General features: G+C 55.4%; 11 protein-coding genes. 6 read left to right on the top strand and 5 right to left on the bottom strand.

Going from position 1 to position 15,641, the window contains the following annotated elements; all coding sequences use genetic code 11:
• Positions 1-83: 83 nt before the first annotated feature.
• Together AAIE03_RS11050 and lrp are read right to left on the bottom strand one after the other, a co-directional pair.
• Positions 84-3,530 carry a DNA translocase FtsK 4TM domain-containing protein gene (locus AAIE03_RS11050; RefSeq protein WP_210456377.1) on the bottom strand — a complete coding sequence of 1,149 codons (3,447 nt, stop codon included), beginning with the start codon at positions 3,528-3,530 and terminating at the stop codon, positions 84-86.
• A 118-nt stretch (positions 3,531-3,648) separates the two neighbouring features.
• Positions 3,649-4,143, bottom strand: a complete 495-nt coding sequence (lrp, locus tag AAIE03_RS11055) for a leucine-responsive transcriptional regulator Lrp (RefSeq protein WP_006118610.1) — start codon at positions 4,141-4,143, stop codon at positions 3,649-3,651.
• 525 nt (positions 4,144-4,668) lie between these two features.
• Here lrp and trxB point away from each other — a divergent pair.
• The 5 genes from trxB (at position 4,669) to infA (ending at position 10,557) form a co-directional block, all read left to right on the top strand.
• Positions 4,669-5,634 carry a thioredoxin-disulfide reductase gene (trxB, locus tag AAIE03_RS11060; RefSeq protein WP_014606200.1) on the top strand — a complete coding sequence of 322 codons (966 nt, stop codon included), beginning with the start codon at positions 4,669-4,671 and terminating at the stop codon, positions 5,632-5,634.
• Between the two features lie 136 nt (positions 5,635-5,770).
• Complete coding sequence (gene cydD / locus AAIE03_RS11065) at positions 5,771-7,540, top strand: heme ABC transporter permease/ATP-binding protein CydD (RefSeq protein WP_210456378.1); 1,770 nt, start codon at positions 5,771-5,773, stop codon at positions 7,538-7,540.
• A complete protein-coding gene (gene cydC, locus AAIE03_RS11070) occupies positions 7,540-9,270 on the top strand; it encodes a heme ABC transporter ATP-binding protein/permease CydC (protein ID WP_126843058.1) in 1,731 nt (576 codons plus the stop codon). Before cydD ends, cydC begins: the two co-directional genes overlap by 1 nt.
• Positions 9,271-9,301: 31 nt before the next feature.
• Positions 9,302-9,994, top strand: a complete 693-nt coding sequence (aat, locus tag AAIE03_RS11075) for a leucyl/phenylalanyl-tRNA--protein transferase (RefSeq protein WP_013025223.1) — start codon at positions 9,302-9,304, stop codon at positions 9,992-9,994.
• Positions 9,995-10,338: 344 nt separating this feature from the next.
• Positions 10,339-10,557, top strand: a complete 219-nt coding sequence (infA, locus tag AAIE03_RS11080) for a translation initiation factor IF-1 (RefSeq protein WP_002211347.1) — start codon at positions 10,339-10,341, stop codon at positions 10,555-10,557.
• A 92-nt stretch (positions 10,558-10,649) separates the two neighbouring features.
• On the opposite strand, the gene clpA is transcribed toward infA, so the two are convergent.
• Positions 10,650-12,926, bottom strand: a complete 2,277-nt coding sequence (clpA, locus tag AAIE03_RS11085) for an ATP-dependent Clp protease ATP-binding subunit ClpA (RefSeq protein WP_006118605.1) — start codon at positions 12,924-12,926, stop codon at positions 10,650-10,652.
• A 53-nt stretch (positions 12,927-12,979) separates the two neighbouring features.
• Positions 12,980-13,300, bottom strand: coding sequence for an ATP-dependent Clp protease adapter ClpS (clpS, locus tag AAIE03_RS11090; protein ID WP_013025221.1), 321 nt, complete (start codon positions 13,298-13,300; stop codon positions 12,980-12,982).
• A gap of 316 nt (positions 13,301-13,616) precedes the next feature.
• Here clpS and cspD point away from each other — a divergent pair, with 316 nt between their 5' ends.
• Positions 13,617-13,841 (top strand): cold shock-like protein CspD, encoded by a 225-nt coding sequence (cspD, locus tag AAIE03_RS11095; RefSeq protein WP_024470922.1) that lies wholly within the window; start codon positions 13,617-13,619, stop codon positions 13,839-13,841.
• Positions 13,842-13,912: 71 nt separating this feature from the next.
• On the opposite strand, the gene AAIE03_RS11100 is transcribed toward cspD, so the two are convergent.
• Positions 13,913-15,562 (bottom strand): ATP-dependent nuclease, encoded by a 1,650-nt coding sequence (locus AAIE03_RS11100; protein WP_210456379.1) that lies wholly within the window; start codon positions 15,560-15,562, stop codon positions 13,913-13,915.
• Positions 15,563-15,641: the final 79 nt, after the last annotated feature.

Genomic DNA, 15,641 nt, shown 5'->3' on the forward strand with positions numbered 1-15,641 from the left:
ACTATGGGGGTAAACGGCTAAAAAACAATGAGCCAGCAAGAACTGGCTCATTGATTTATGTTTCAAAGCTTATCGTTCAGGCTCTACATATCGTGGGGAGGCGGTGACAGCACTTCGCGGTTACCGTTATGTCCCGGTGCCGAAACGATGCCCTGGGCTTCCATCTGCTCAATGATGCGCGCGGCGCGGTTATAGCCAATACGGAACTGACGCTGAACGCCTGAAATCGAGGCGCGGCGCTTGTCCACCACGAAACCCACCGCCTGATCGAACAACGGATCCAGTTCTTCATCGCTGTCGATGCCGCCCGCACCTTCGCTCTCTTCGCCCGCTGTAATGCTTTCAATGTATTGCGGACGGCCACGCGCTTTCCAGTCCTGGACCACCGCATGTACTTCCTGATCGCGCACGAAGGCACCGTGAACACGAACCGGCATGGAGGAGTTTGGCGGCATATAGAGCATGTCACCCATGCCCAGCAACGACTCCGCACCGCCCTGGTCGAGAATAGTACGCGAGTCAATTTTGCTCGACACGGTAAAGGCGATACGCGTTGGAATGTTGGCCTTGATCAGGCCGGTAATCACATCCACCGAGGGACGCTGGGTGGCCAGCACCAGGTGGATACCGGCCGCACGCGCTTTCTGCGCCAGGCGGGCAATCAGCTCTTCCACTTTTTTACCCACGGCCATCATCAGGTCGGCGAACTCATCCACCATCACCACAATGTAAGGCAGTTTTTCCAGCACCGGCGGCGTCATGTCCATACTGTCGCCCGGTTTCCAGAACGGATCGGGGATTGGACGGCCCATCGCCTCAGCCTGCTCAACTTTCTCGTTGTAGCCCGCAAGATTACGCACGCCAAGTGCCGACATCAGTTTATAGCGGCGCTCCATCTCACCGACGCTCCAGCGCAGCGCATTCGCCGCATCTTTCATATCGGTGACGACTTCGGTGAGTAGATGCGGAATGCCTTCATAGACCGACAGCTCAAGCATTTTCGGGTCGATCATAATAAAGCGCACTTCTTCCGGCGTGGCTTTATACAACATGCTGAGAATCATGGCGTTCACACCGACTGACTTACCCGAACCGGTGGTACCCGCTACCAGTAAGTGTGGCATCTTCGCCAAATCGGCCACTACCGGCTGACCAGCAATGTCTTTACCCAGTACCACGGCCAGAGGTGAAGGATTGTCACGGAATTTTGGACAATCCAGCACTTCACGTAAGTAAACGGTCTGACGGTGCTTATTCGGTAATTCCAGTCCGACATAGGGCTTACCCGGAATCACTTCAACAACGCGCACCGCCGTGGTGGACAGTGAACGGGCCAGATCGCGCGACAGGTTAGAAATACGCGCGGCTTTCACGCCCGGTGCCAGATCCAGTTCAAAGCGGGTAATGACCGGGCCGGGAGAGATGCCGACGACCTCAGCCTTAACACGATAATCGCCCAGGCGCGATTCAACCAGGCGCGCCGTCTGCTCAAGGGCAAACATGTCAACCGGCTCTTCTTCTGCAGGCGGTGCGGTTAACAGATCCAGAGAAGGCAACGGCGTAGAGGGTTTTTCCAGCGGCTGTTCATGGCGCATCAGGAAAGGATGAATCAGGCTGTCATGCAACGACGGCTTCGCCTCTTCCACAGGTTCGGGCTGCTCGACAGGTGCCGCGAAGGTATCCGACGCAACGTTCTGCGTCGGCATGCTTCTCTGCGCGTCCGCATGCGTCGGCGCAGCCTGTACTTGCTGCCACGGCTCATGTTTGGCCGCGACCTCATCCGTTTCCGGCGTTGCCGCAATGGTGAACAGCGGCTCAACCGGGCCGTCGTCAACCAGATCTTTCATCGGTGAGAAATCAAAGGCCGCAGACGTGTCCAGGTTGAATACCGGCGCATTGTTGGCAGATTCGGTCTCATAACGCTGTTGCTGCTGCTCGGCGAACTGACGGGCCAGGGATGCCTGCTCTAGAGCCTGTTCATCGTCTTCACTCTGTTCATCCTGTTGCCAGCTCTCGCCATAACGCTGTTGCTGCTCAGACTGAAACGCCTGACGTAACTCAGCCTGTTGCAGAGCATCCTGCTCCTCCGCTGACCAGTCTGGATTATGCGGCTGATCGGAAGCCTGTGGAGCCGCCGGGGCTTCAGACAGTCTGGCTTTCTCTTCTGCCATGCGCTGGGAAGGAAGTTTAATTCCGTAAGAAGCCAGTTCGCGTCGGGTCGGTAATTTAACCGGGTTTGGCCGCGGTAACGCCGGACCTATCCCCTGCTTCACCTGTGGATTCGCCTGATTTTCAGGCACAGGTTCAAACAGGGGCGACATCGAGGCCGCGGCTTTTCCTGCCGCGCCTGCCGTTACCGCACTGCTCAGGGTTGCAGCAGAGGCTGCCTCGCGCCAGTTGCCCATCTTCGGCGCATCATCCTCATAGGCCGTAAAGGGTGCTGAGGATGCGGGTGTTTCATCCGGCATTTCAAAACGGTACAGAGGCGGTTCACTGACCGGTTTATCCTGCGGAACAGGATCACGCGGTGCAAAATGACGCTCTGGAGCAGGATGAGGTACAGCCGCTTCCTGGGCGGGCGCGGCGACAGTATTCACGGGCGCAACCGCAGGCTGGGCTGCAGATGGGGCTGACGGCGGCACGGTAGCCGTGGTAAAGGTTGACGCCACGCTGGCTGCAGGTTGCTGGACGGGTGCCACCGGCATTTCAGCAGCGTCGGTGGTTGCCGCGACGGCAGCGCGTGTCGCTGTTGCCGCCTTAGCCAGCAGCGGATCGTGCTCGTCCAGATCGGGCTGCGCCTTACGGGGCGCAGAAAGCAGAACGTCATCGTCGTCATGGGGCTGCGCGTGAAGAACAGGCACATCATCTTCATGATGTTCGCCCTCGTCCTCTTCCTGCCAGGGTTCGTCGTGACGTGAACGGTTGCTGGCAAATGTCAGCACGCCCATGACCACGCCACCGATTCGTTCTGCAATGGTCAACCACGACCAACCGGTATACAGCGTAATGCCCGCTGCCCAGATGCAAAGCAGAGTGAGGGTGCCACCAGCAGGACTAAACCAGGGTGAAATCGCATTGCTGACGAGGCTGCCGATCACGCCGCCTGAAGCAAAGTACCAGATGTCGTCAGCATTCAGTGCAGCCATGCCGCAGGTCGTCACGACCAGGGCCAGCACGCCAATTAAGCGCAAACCTACGGCGAAATAGTCGAAGTAGTCCTGATTATCGCGCTGGCGAAAGGCTATCCAGCACAATCCAAGGATCACCGGTGGAATGGCGTAAGCCATCACGCCAAAGATGAACAACAGCGTGTCAGCCAGCCATGCCCCTACCGTACCGCCGATATTATGGATAGGCTCGTGCCAGGCCGTCTGCGACCAGCTCGGGTCGGAAGGATTAAAACTGACCAGGGAAACCATCAGGTAGACGGCAAATAACGCCACCAGAATGAGCAACGCTTCCAGCAGACGGCGTCCACTGCTCAGCGACTGTAACGAAACGTCTTTATCTTCTGTGTATTCCTGGCTCAAGAGAACTCTCCAGGTGCCTGTAAAGTAAGAAACAACAGCGTCGGGCTCACCCGACGCTGGTCCTGTATGTATTCACAGGAGTGTACCGAAATTTCACAGGCTTTGCACCTGCCACGCATCAGCGCGTTTTGATCACCAGACGGTTACTCTGTTTGACCTCTTCCATCACCACGTAAGTACGCGTGTCGTTTACACCCGGCAGGCGCAGCAGGGTTTCCCCCAGCAGCTTGCGGTAGGCGGACATATCGGGCACGCGTGTTTTCAGCAGGTAGTCGAAATCACCAGAAACCAGGTGACACTCTTGAGTTTCCTCAAGTTTTTGCACAGCGGCGTTAAATTGCTCAAACACATCTGGTGCGCCACGATTCAGAGTAATCTCAACGAATACCAGTAATGAGGCGTCCAGGTAGTGAGGGTTAAGTTGCGCAGTATAACCAAGGATGAATCCCTGGCGTTCAAGACGACGTACACGCTCAAGACAAGGTGTAGGCGATAATCCTACACGTTTGGAAAGTTCCACGTTTGAGATACGACCGTCTTTCTGCAATTCATTCAGAATATTTCTGTCGATCCTGTCGAGGTCTTTACCGGGGCGTTTCTTATTATCTACCATTATTATTGTCTCTCTTAATTCCTTCCCTTTACCTGCCATCCCCTGAAAACGCTCATTGTTCGGGGCATTTTTTGAAGTGAAATAACGGCGTCTCAGTGCTGTCGCACCTATGTGTATGACGCATGTTGTCTGTCCACATCATGCGTCATGACTCATATCAGACGACAAAATTCGTTCGGCACATTGCCCAAAACCCGGCGGCAAAACCCGTTTTGTTCCGAAGATGTCATTCGCTTCTCACACTGTTTTCGCAAATGCGCAGGCGATTGTCAAAGTAAAATGTCTAAATTCAGGACAAGATGCCAGACACATCGCTGGGTCACTGTTTTTAAATGAGTATTTTCGGGCGATAAGGTGCAACAACGTGAATTTTTGCCCCCTTTTGGCGCAAACCGCAGGCAAAAAGTGCAATCATCGTCTACGCCTTTTGCAGTAATCGCTAACAAACGCGCGCAAGTGTTGTCAATGACACGGCTTATTCCCTACAATCGCAGGCTATGTCAGACGAATGAAACTGAGGAACGCATGAGTACGGCTAAACACAGTAAGTTGCTCATTCTGGGCTCTGGTCCAGCAGGTTATACCGCAGCCGTTTATGCTGCACGCGCGAATCTGAATCCGGTGTTGATTACCGGTCTGGAAAAAGGCGGACAGCTGACGACCACGACGGAAGTGGAAAACTGGCCGGGCGACCCGCACGATCTGACAGGTCCATCGTTAATGGAACGCATGCATGAGCATGCCGAGAAATTTAACACTGAGATCATTTTTGACCACATCCATTCCGTGGATCTGCAGAATCGTCCGTTCCGTTTAACCGGTGACAGCGGCGAATACACCGCAGATGCCCTGATTATTGCCACAGGTGCATCGGCACGCTACCTCGGCCTGCCGTCAGAAGACGCGTTTAAAGGCAAAGGCGTTTCGGCCTGCGCTACCTGCGATGGTTTCTTTTACCGTAATCAGAAAGTCGCCGTGATCGGGGGCGGTAATACGGCGGTAGAAGAAGCACTTTACCTGGCCAATATCGCCGCTGAAGTGCATTTAATTCACCGTCGCGACAGCTTCCGCGCCGAGAAAATTTTGATCGATCGCCTGATGGAAAAAGTCAGCAACGGCAACATTGTGCTGCATACCCACCGTACGCTGGAAGAAGTGGTTGGCGATCAGATGGGCGTGACCGGACTGACGCTGCGTTCAACGCTGGACGACAAAACCGAGTCGCTGGAAGTCGCTGGCCTGTTTGTGGCGATTGGCCACAGCCCAAACACAGCGATTTTCGACGGCCAGTTAGCGCTGGAAAATGGCTATATCAAGGTTCAGTCTGGCCTGCACGGCAATGCAACCCAGACCAGCATTCCGGGTGTGTTTGCTGCAGGTGATGTGATGGACCATATCTATCGCCAGGCCATTACCTCTGCGGGCACCGGCTGCATGGCTGCTCTGGATGCAGAACGTTATCTTGATGGTCTGGTTAAAAACGATAAGTAAGTTGTTAATAACCTGATCTTAATTGTTTGAGGCGACTGTTTTTCAGTCGCCTTTTTTATTATCACCATGCTAAATTCATGCGCCAGGCGGGAGGGGCTCGCCTCTTTTCCTTTGTCTTCGCCACTGTGGGTTTCGCATGAACAAATCGCGGCAGCAGCACCTTACCCGTTGGCTTCGTCAACAGCGGCATCATGCCGGTCCCTGGTTACGGCTCGCCTCACTGTCAGGTTCCGCCAGTGCGTTGCTGATTATCCTGCAGGCCTGGCTGCTGGCGTCGTTGCTTCAGGCGTTGATTGTGACGCACCAGTCGCCCCCGTCGCTTCTTTCACAGTTTATGTTACTGCTGCTGTGCTTCGTGCTGCGGGCGATGCTGAACTATGCGCGCGAGCAGGCAGGATTCCGTGCCGGTCAGGCTATTCGCCAGGCGCTGCGCAAACAGATTCTGGACCGTTTATCCGCACTGGGCCCCGCCTGGATTCAGGGCAAACCGGCCGGCAGTTGGGCAACCTTACTGCTGGAACAGACAGAAGATATGCAGGCGTACTATGCGCGCTACCTGCCGCAGATGACGCTGGCGGCCGTCATCCCCTGCGCCATTTTGATTGCGCTGTTTCCGTTAAACTGGGCCGCCGGATTGATTCTGCTGGCTACGGCACCGTTGATTCCGCTGTTTATGGCGCTGGTGGGCATGGGCGCGGCCGATGCCAATCGGCGCAATTTTCTGGCCCTGGCGCGCCTGAGTGGTGACTTTCTTGATCGCCTGCGCGGCCGGGAGACGCTGAGGCTGTTTCATCGGGCCGAAGCAGAAAAACAGGCCATTGCCGCCACCACGACAGACTTTCGTCAACGCACCATGGACGTCTTACGGCTGGCTTTTCTCTCCTCCTCCGTTCTGGAGTTTTTTGCGTCATTAGCTATTGCTGTGGTCGCGGTTTATTTTGGTTTTTCCTACCTGGGTGAGTTGCACTTTGGCGATTATGGCAAGGGCGTTACGCTGTTTGCCGGTTTTCTGGTGTTGATTCTGGCCCCGGAATTCTTTCAGCCTTTGCGCGATCTCGGCACCTTCTACCATGCTAAAGCGCAGGCCATCGGCGGCGCCGATGCCATTGAGCGCTTTATGCAGGCGACGCCACAGTCAGAAGCGCGCAACGGCACTATCCCGTTTGCCGCCGCCGCACCACTGGAGCTGGTTGCTGACAACCTGGTGGTCTGCGCGCCCGGCGGTAAAATCCTGTGTGGTCCTTTACATTTCACTCTGCGCTCGGGCGGACGCATCGCGCTGGTCGGTAAAAGCGGCGCAGGCAAAACCGCGCTGTTGAATGCGCTGCTGGGATTTTTACCTTATCAGGGCTCGCTTAAAGCCAATGGGATTGAGTTACGCGATTTGGTTCAACGCGACTGGCATCGGCATCTTGCCTGGGTCGGACAAAATCCCCAGTTACCGGCAGAAACGTTACGTGAAAATATCCTGATGGGCGCGCCCCTCGACGCCGCACGTCTGGATGCCTTAATCGCGGCTTGTGGCATCCACGAGTTTCTCTCACGACTGCCTGACGGGTGGAATACCGCACCGGGCGATGCCAGCAGCGCGCTGTCCGTTGGTCAGGCACAGCGCATTGCGGTTGCGCGGGCGCTTTACAAACCGGCTCAGCTATTGCTCCTTGATGAGCCTGCAGCCAGCCTGGATGCGCTGAGTGAACATCATGTCATGCAGGCACTTCATCAGGCCGCGCGACAGCAAACCACCCTGATGATTACGCATCAGATCGATTCGCTGCGCGACTGGGATGAAATCTGGCTGATGGAGGCGGGAAAACTGGTACAGCAAGGCAGTTGGCAGGCACTGACGGCCCAGCCCGGCCCTTTCCGTGCACTGCTGCAACATCGTCAACAGGAGTGCATCTGATGTCTGCTCTGCGTCCTTTTCTGCGGCTGTGGCTGCGTCATCCCTTCCGGCTGGCGCTGGGGATTATACTGGCGATAGTCACGTTGCTGGCCAGTATTGGCCTACTCACCCTGTCTGGCTGGTTTCTGGCGGCATCGTCCGTTGTTGGCGTCGCGGGCCTGTACAGTTTTAACTATATGCTCCCGGCCGCCGGCGTGCGTGGCGCGGCCATTATACGTACCGCGGCACGTTACTTCGAACGGCTGGTCACGCACGATGCCACGTTCCGGGTGCTGCAGCATTTGCGCGTTTTCACCTTCAGCCGATTGATTTCACTGGCACCGGGTCAGCTTGCGGCCTTTCGCCAGGCGGATCTGTTAAACCGTTTTGTTGGGGATGTGGATACGCTGGATCACCTCTACCTGCGGGTAATATCGCCGCTGCTGGGCGCATTTATCGTTATTGTGGTGGTGACAGCCGGTTTAAGCCTGATTGATCCGCAGCTGGCACTCCTGCTGGGCGGTACCCTGCTTGCCCTGCTCTGTCTTTTTCCTCCCCTGTTTTACCACCTGGGCGCCCCGGCGGGCGTGGCGATAACCCGGCAGCGTTCGCACTGGCGCGTGCAGTTAATGCACTGGCTGGCGGGCCAGGCTGAACTGACGTTGTACGGTAACGCCTCCGCCTGGCGCGCGCGGCTGGACAGCAGCGAACAACAGTGGCAGAACGCGCAGCGCCAGCAGGCACGTTTAGAGGCACTGGCGCAGAGTCTGTTGCTGATGTGCAGCGGTATCACGGTGACCGCCTTGCTCTGGCTCAGCGCCGACAGCATTGCGCAGCAGCATCTTCCCGGTCCCTTTATTGCGCTGGTGGTGTTTTGTGCCCTGGCCGCTTTTGAAGCGCTGGCCCCGGTCGCGGGTGCCTTTCTGCCCCTGTCTCAGGTGATCACCGCCGCCCAGCGCGTCAATGAGATCATCGAGCAAACGCCGGCGATCGTTTTCCCCTCCGCAGCCGCTGTCCCGCCCGGCGCGCTCAGCATGAGCGTGCAGGCGCTTGAATTCAGCTATCCCGGTAGGCCGGAAAACGTGTTAAACCAGTTTTCCCTGCACATTAAGGCGGGTGAACATGTCTCGCTACTCGGGCCTACCGGCTGCGGAAAATCCACCCTACTTGGCCTCCTGACGCGCGCCTGGGATGTTGAGCATGGCGAGATAGCGCTGAACAACCTCCCGCTTGCCGAGTGGGATGAAGCGCAACTCCGTCAGCGCATCAGCGTTGTCACCCAGCGCGTTCATCTTTTCAGCCAGACCCTGCGTGATAATTTATTGCTGGCCTGCCCCGATGCCAGTGATGAAACCCTTACCGTGGCGTTAATGCAGACCGGCCTGCAGAGTCTGCTGGATAATGAAGAAGGATTAAATGCCTGGCTGGGCGAAGGCGGCCGGCCGCTGTCGGGTGGCGAATTGCGACGCCTGGCGATTGCCCGTGCGCTGCTGCACAACGGCGACCTGTGGTTGCTGGATGAGCCGACGGAAGGGCTGGATGCCGCGACCGAGCAGCATATTCTGTCCCTGTTGCAGCAGCTGACAGCGGGCAAGACCGTGATTATGGTTACCCATCGTCTGACCGGACTGGCGCAGATGGATAAAATTTGCGTTATGGACGGCGGGAAGATCATTGAGCAGGGAAATCATTCCGAATTAGTCGCAAAAGGTGGACGTTACTGGCGTTTCCAGCAACGCTTTGCGTTATAGTTTTGTAAAAGCTGATGGATAACTTAACGCGATGAGACTGGTTCAACTGTCACGGGAATCGTTGCTGTTTCCTCCTCCGGAAACGGCGCTGCGTGAGCCCAATGGCCTGCTGGCTATGGGCGGTGATCTCTCGCCTGCGCGCCTGCTCAACGCCTATCAGCAGGGGATTTTCCCCTGGTTTTCCCCTGGCGATCCGATTCTGTGGTGGTCACCCGACCCTCGCGCGGTGTTACTCCCAGACCGTTTTCACCTCAGCCGCAGTATGAAGCGCTTCCACCAGCAATCACCTTATCGGGTTACGATGAATGAAGCCTTTTCCGACGTGGTCGAAGGCTGTGCGGCCGGTCGGGAAGAAGGGACATGGATTACTTTTGAAGTCAAACGCGCATGGCTGAAGCTTTATGAGCTTGGTCATGCCCATTCCATTGAAGTCTGGCGCGAGCAAGACCTGGTGGGCGGCATGTATGGTCTGGCGCTGGGCCAGATATTTTGTGGCGAATCCATGTTCAGCCTGCAGACCAACGCCTCGAAAACCGCACTTTGGGTTTTCTGTCAGCATTTTATTAAGCACAAAGGACGCCTGGTGGATTGCCAGATACTGAATCCCCATACGGCTTCACTCGGCGCGGTCGATATTCCCCGCGAAGCTTACCTGGATGCGGTAAAAAACCTGTCCTCGCAGCCCGTTGACAGCGGCTGCTGGCGGAATCAAACCCTTTTTTAATCCGCGCGCAGATGTTTTGCACACATAAACCCGGTTAAGTGATATAATAGCGGCGTTTGGTATGTCGTCCGCGCTTGATTTTCAAGCCGGAATTGCCAGGCTGGGAATCTCATCGCACTCTCGGAACTGTTTCAATCGTGCGCGTGTTACCGGTTGATTCAGATTCTTAGCCCGCTAATCCCCCGCAGACGTCACATAAACACCCGAATTTAACCGACATGCTCGCGTTATAACGCGAAGCACGGCGATGCGTTGGCTTTATTGCCGACGGTTCTTTACATAACTTGTTGAATTGGGCATTATCTTGCCGGTTCAACTGAAAGGTAGTACACCCAGAGGATTCGATGGCCAAAGAAGACAATATTGAAATGCAAGGTACCGTACTGGATACGTTACCTAACACCATGTTCCGCGTAGAACTTGAGAACGGACACGTGGTTACCGCTCATATCTCCGGTAAAATGCGTAAAAACTACATCCGCATCCTGACGGGCGACAAAGTGACTGTCGAGCTGACCCCGTACGACCTGAGCAAAGGCCGCATTGTCTTCCGTAGTCGCTGAGTTGCGTTGATGTCGTTGCCTGCGCCTCGTGTGTGGGCAAACAAAAAAAGGCCGGATATTATCCGGCCTTTTCTCTTTCTGTCATACCGCGCTTAGTGCACGGTGCCTTCCGTTTTACGTTTTTGCGCACTCAGGAAGTGATAGGTCAGTTGCCCCTTCTCTTTATCCAGCGCAACAGAGACCGATCCACCGTCAACCAGCGAACCAAACAGCAGTTCGTTCGCCAGCGGTTTCTTCAGGCTCTCCTGAACGGTACGCGCCATCGGACGAGCGCCCATCGCTTTGTCATAGCCCTTCTCTGCCAGCCAGTCACGCGCTTCGTCACTGACCTCCAGTGAAACACCTTTCGCATCCAGCTGTGCCTGCAGTTCAACAATAAACTTGTCGACGACCTGATGGATAACGTCCGTTGACAGGTGGCTGAACCAGATAATGTTGTCCAGGCGGTTACGGAATTCAGGGGTAAAGATTTTCTTAATCTCTTCCATGGCATCCGTACTGTTGTCCTGATGGATCAGGCCAATGGATTTACGCTCGGTTTCACGCACGCCGGCGTTGGTGGTCATCACCAGCACCACGTTACGGAAGTCGGCCTTGCGGCCGTTGTTATCGGTCAGCATACCGTTGTCCATCACCTGCAGCAGCAGGTTGAACACATCCGGGTGCGCTTTCTCAATCTCATCCAGCAGCACAACGGCGTGAGGATGCTTGATTACCGCATCGGTCAGCAGGCCGCCCTGATCGAAACCCACATAGCCCGGAGGCGCACCGATCAAACGACTGACGGTATGGCGCTCCATGTACTCAGACATGTCGAAGCGCAGCAGCTCAATTCCCAGCGCTTTCGCCAGCTGAACGGTAACTTCGGTTTTACCGACGCCAGTTGGGCCAGCAAACAGGAACGATCCCACCGGCTTGCGATCCTGCCCCAGCCCTGCACGGCTCATCTTGATGGCTTCGGTCAGCGCTTCAATGGCGTTATCCTGACCAAACACCAGCATTTTCAGACGGTCGCCCAGGTTCTTGAGTGTATCGCGATCGGTTGCTGAAACGCTCTGCTCTGGAATACGGGCAATACGCGCCACCACGGTTTCGATATCAGCCACGTTAACGGTTTTCTTACGTTTGCTCGCGGGCATCAGACGCGCACGGGCACCGGCCTCATCGATCACGTCGATGGCTTTATCCGGCAGATGGCGATCGTTAATGTATTTCACCGCCAGCTCAACGGCCGCACGCACGGCTTTGGCCGTATAGCGAACGTCATGGTGCGCTTCGTATTTGGTTTTCAGGCCGTTAAGAATCTGCACCGTTTCTTCCACCGACGGCTCGGTGATATCGATTTTCTGGAAACGACGCGCCAGCGCACGATCTTTTTCAAAGATGTTGCTGAATTCCTGATAGGTGGTAGAGCCCATCACGCGGATCTTACCGCTGGAGAGCAGCGGTTTGATCAGGTTTGCCGCATCGACCTGTCCACCCGATGCCGCACCCGCACCGATAATGGTATGAATCTCGTCAATAAACAGGATGCTGCTGTTATCCTGCTCCAGCTGTTTCAGCAGCGCTTTGAAACGTTTCTCAAAGTCACCCCGGTATTTGGTGCCCGCCAGCAAGGAGCCGATATCGAGAGAGTAAATCGTGCAGTCTTTCATCACTTCAGGCACGTCACCCTGCACAATGCGCCAGGCTAAGCCTTCCGCAATGGCGGTTTTCCCGACGCCGGATTCGCCCACCAGCAGGGGATTGTTTTTGCGACGACGACACAGGACCTGAATAGTCCGTTCCAGCTCTTTGTCGCGACCGATCAGCGGGTCAATTCCGCCGACGCGAGCAAGCTGATTGAGATTGGTGGTGAAGTTTTCCATACGTTCCTCCCCGCCTGCTTGCTCTTCGTTAACCGGATTTTCAGCACCAGGTGCCTGGCCGGGTTCGTCTTTACGCGTGCCATGAGAGATGAAATTCACCACATCAAGGCGGCTGACTTCGTGTTTGCGCAGCAGATAAGCCGCCTGCGACTCTTGCTCGCTAAAGATGGCAACCAGCACGTTAGCGCCGTTAACTTCACTGCGTCCGGATGACTGAACATGGAAAACCGCACGCTGCAATACACGCTGGAAACTGAGCGTAGGTTGTGTGTCACGCTCTTCTTCGCTGGCTGGCAGCACAGGCGTGGTCTGTTCAATGAAGGCTTCGAGTTCCTGCCTTAGAGCCACAATGTCCACCGTACAGGCTTCCAGTGCCTCTCTGGCCGACGGGTTACTGAGCAACGCCAGTAACAGATGCTCGACGGTCATAAACTCATGACGGTGCTCACGCGCTCTGGCGAAAGCCATGTTTAAACTGAGTTCCAGTTCTTGATTGAGCATTAGGCACCTCCTCCAGTTAATCGCTCTGACCTGCTTCCTGTATGGAGAGAGGCTCAGGCTTTTTCAAGCGTACACAGCAACGGATGATGATTGTCCCGCGCGTAATTATTCACCTGCGCCGCTTTGGTCTCAGCGACCTCTGCGGTAAATACACCACAGATTGCTTTACCGTGGTAGTGAACTTTCAGCATCAGTTGCGTTGCACGTTCAATATCATAAGAAAAGAACTTTTGCAGAACGTCAATAACAAATTCCATAGGTGTATAATCGTCATTATTCAGAATGACTTTATACATGGAAGGCGGCTTTAACCCTTCGCGTACTTTATCGTCAGCTAATTGTTCAAAATTTAGCCAGTCATTTGTGTTTGCCATAGTGTTCCGTTGTGATTCTGTACATCGTCATAAACCCGGTTCATCTGTAGAGTTTAACACGTGTGTCAAGTGCACAGTCGCTAATGAATCATTCCGCTAAAAATGCCACACGCGACCTGTATCACACAATTTCAAATAGCGTTAACTACCTCAAATTTTGATGATTTTTTCCCCACCTTGCCCGGTGGTTTGCTTGACGACCACGCCAGTTTCTCTACATTCTACCTTCACAAGCTGATTGAGTTTTAATCAAACCCGACTCACGGCTTCAGTGACCTCACCTACTTATAAAATGTCTTGCGAGGGAAGTAAAAGCATGGAGACAGGTACCGTTAAATGGTTCAATAACGCCAAAGGTTTCGGCTTTATCTGTCCAATCGGGGGCGGAGAAGATATCTTCGCACACTACTCAACGATACAGATGGATGGTTACAGAACGCTAAAGGCGGGCCAGCAGGTCCATTTTGACGTTCATCAGGGCCCTAAGGGCAACCATGCCAGTCTGATAGTACCCGTTGAAGTGCAACAGGCTGTCGCCTGAGATCACCCCAACGTTGGACCGCTCCGTTGAAAATGCCAGCCTGCCGTGCTGGCATTTTTACTTGCGAATCGCTAACCCGCTTTACCCTGCGCCAGTCTGATAACGCGTGCAAACATGTCCCGCAGGCGTTCCGGTATGGACTCGGTGCCGCGTTCGGCTGCCGCCATCGCGACCATAATGGCCAGTTCAGGTTTAGATGCACGATGAATCGCTTTGGTAATAATACGCCTGGGTTTCATCGGCACGTTTAACGGCAGGTGCGCTGCTTGTTGATAAATATCGCTAAAGCCATGCTGATAAAGGAAGTGCTCTATATCCGCCGCCGGTAGCGCCGTTAAGTGATGCTTCTCAACGTCAGGCGGCAGGAACTGACTGCGCGCCGTGGCCGCGTATTTTTTCCCTGCCATATCGCCGTCAGTCAGCACATGCCAGGCAATGCCCATACGCCGGGCAAATTTTAACAGCGGTTTTAATCCTGACTGGGCGAATTCAATCACCTTTATGCCTTCCGCGGCAAAGTGAAAGCCGCATTGTCGCGCCATCTCGTTAATGATCCAGACTTCGGTTTCGCCTTCAACCAGGAGCCAGCAGCGGGCAAACAAGGCCGAAGGCCGGTTAACTTTAATATGGAAGCCGATTCGCCGGCTCTCTTCAGCACTCAGCCCTTCGGGACCGACGCGCCATGCGGCCACGCGCGCGGGCTCGCGAACCAGCCGGCAAACATGCTCGATCGCGACCTGAGAAAGCAGCTCTCCGGAATTGGTTGTCGCGATCTTCTGCAGCGGCAGCAGCGTCAGCAGATTCCACGCCACGGACAGCATAATGGGATGCAGGCGGGTCTCCGGATCCTCAATCAGCAGCAGCGGCCGTGCGCCCGGCGCCAGAGGTTCGCTTCCCCGTGCCTGCACCAGCAGGGTAAACATGCGCAACAAAATAAGCTGACGGCTGCGAACGTCGGTGGCGGCAATCAGATGATTGAGCTGATCCAGCGAATGCCAGCCCCGGGCACCTTCACGGGACTGCGGCTCAACGCGGTGCGGCTCGCTGCCCCGCTCAGGATGCTGGATCAGGAAATAGTGTTCTACGAGCTGCTGCATCGTCTGCAATCCTTGCCGCAGCATGGCATTACTCATCTGCTGCGGGTGCTGCTCCAGATCTCGCGTGAGGGTATCCAGCTCTTTCGCCAGTTGGTTTAAGGTAGAGAGGCGGGCATCAATACCGCTCTCAACCGGTCGGATGCGGCGGCTGAAGCGGGCATCGCGCAGCCGTAATACCGGGTTCATGCGCAGCAGGTAATCTATCGCCGCCGCGCTTCCCGCTTCCGGTAATACCTGCCCATTCCCGTCGATAAAGCGGCGCGTCGAGGTAATCTGATCGTCACGCCGTCTGGCCTGCACGCTATAGCTCAGGCGGCGCTTTCCCTGCTCGCCGGGTTGCCAGAATGGCTGCAGCAGCTCGCTGGTGTCCGCTTCGTCATCCGCAAAGTGGAAAACAACCGACAACCGATGCACCCGATCCTTAACCTCACCCGGCGTAAAATGAAAATCATCAAGGGAGAACGCATAGTCGCGCGTGCGGGGAGAGAGCAGCAGGCTGAGCGCGTCGAGCAGGCTGGATTTCCCCCAGGCGTTTTCACCAATCAACAGGTTGATGCGCGTCAGCGGTAAAGAGAGTTGATTGATGCCGCGGAATCCCCGGATATCGATATGTTCCAGAATCATAGCGTTTTTATCCTCTTTGCTTTCCGAAGAATGGAGCGGCTTCATCAGGGGGTCAAGAGACTTTATGACAAAGGTTTAC

It is taken from the genome of Pantoea sp. Ae19-2 (assembly GCF_059801205.1).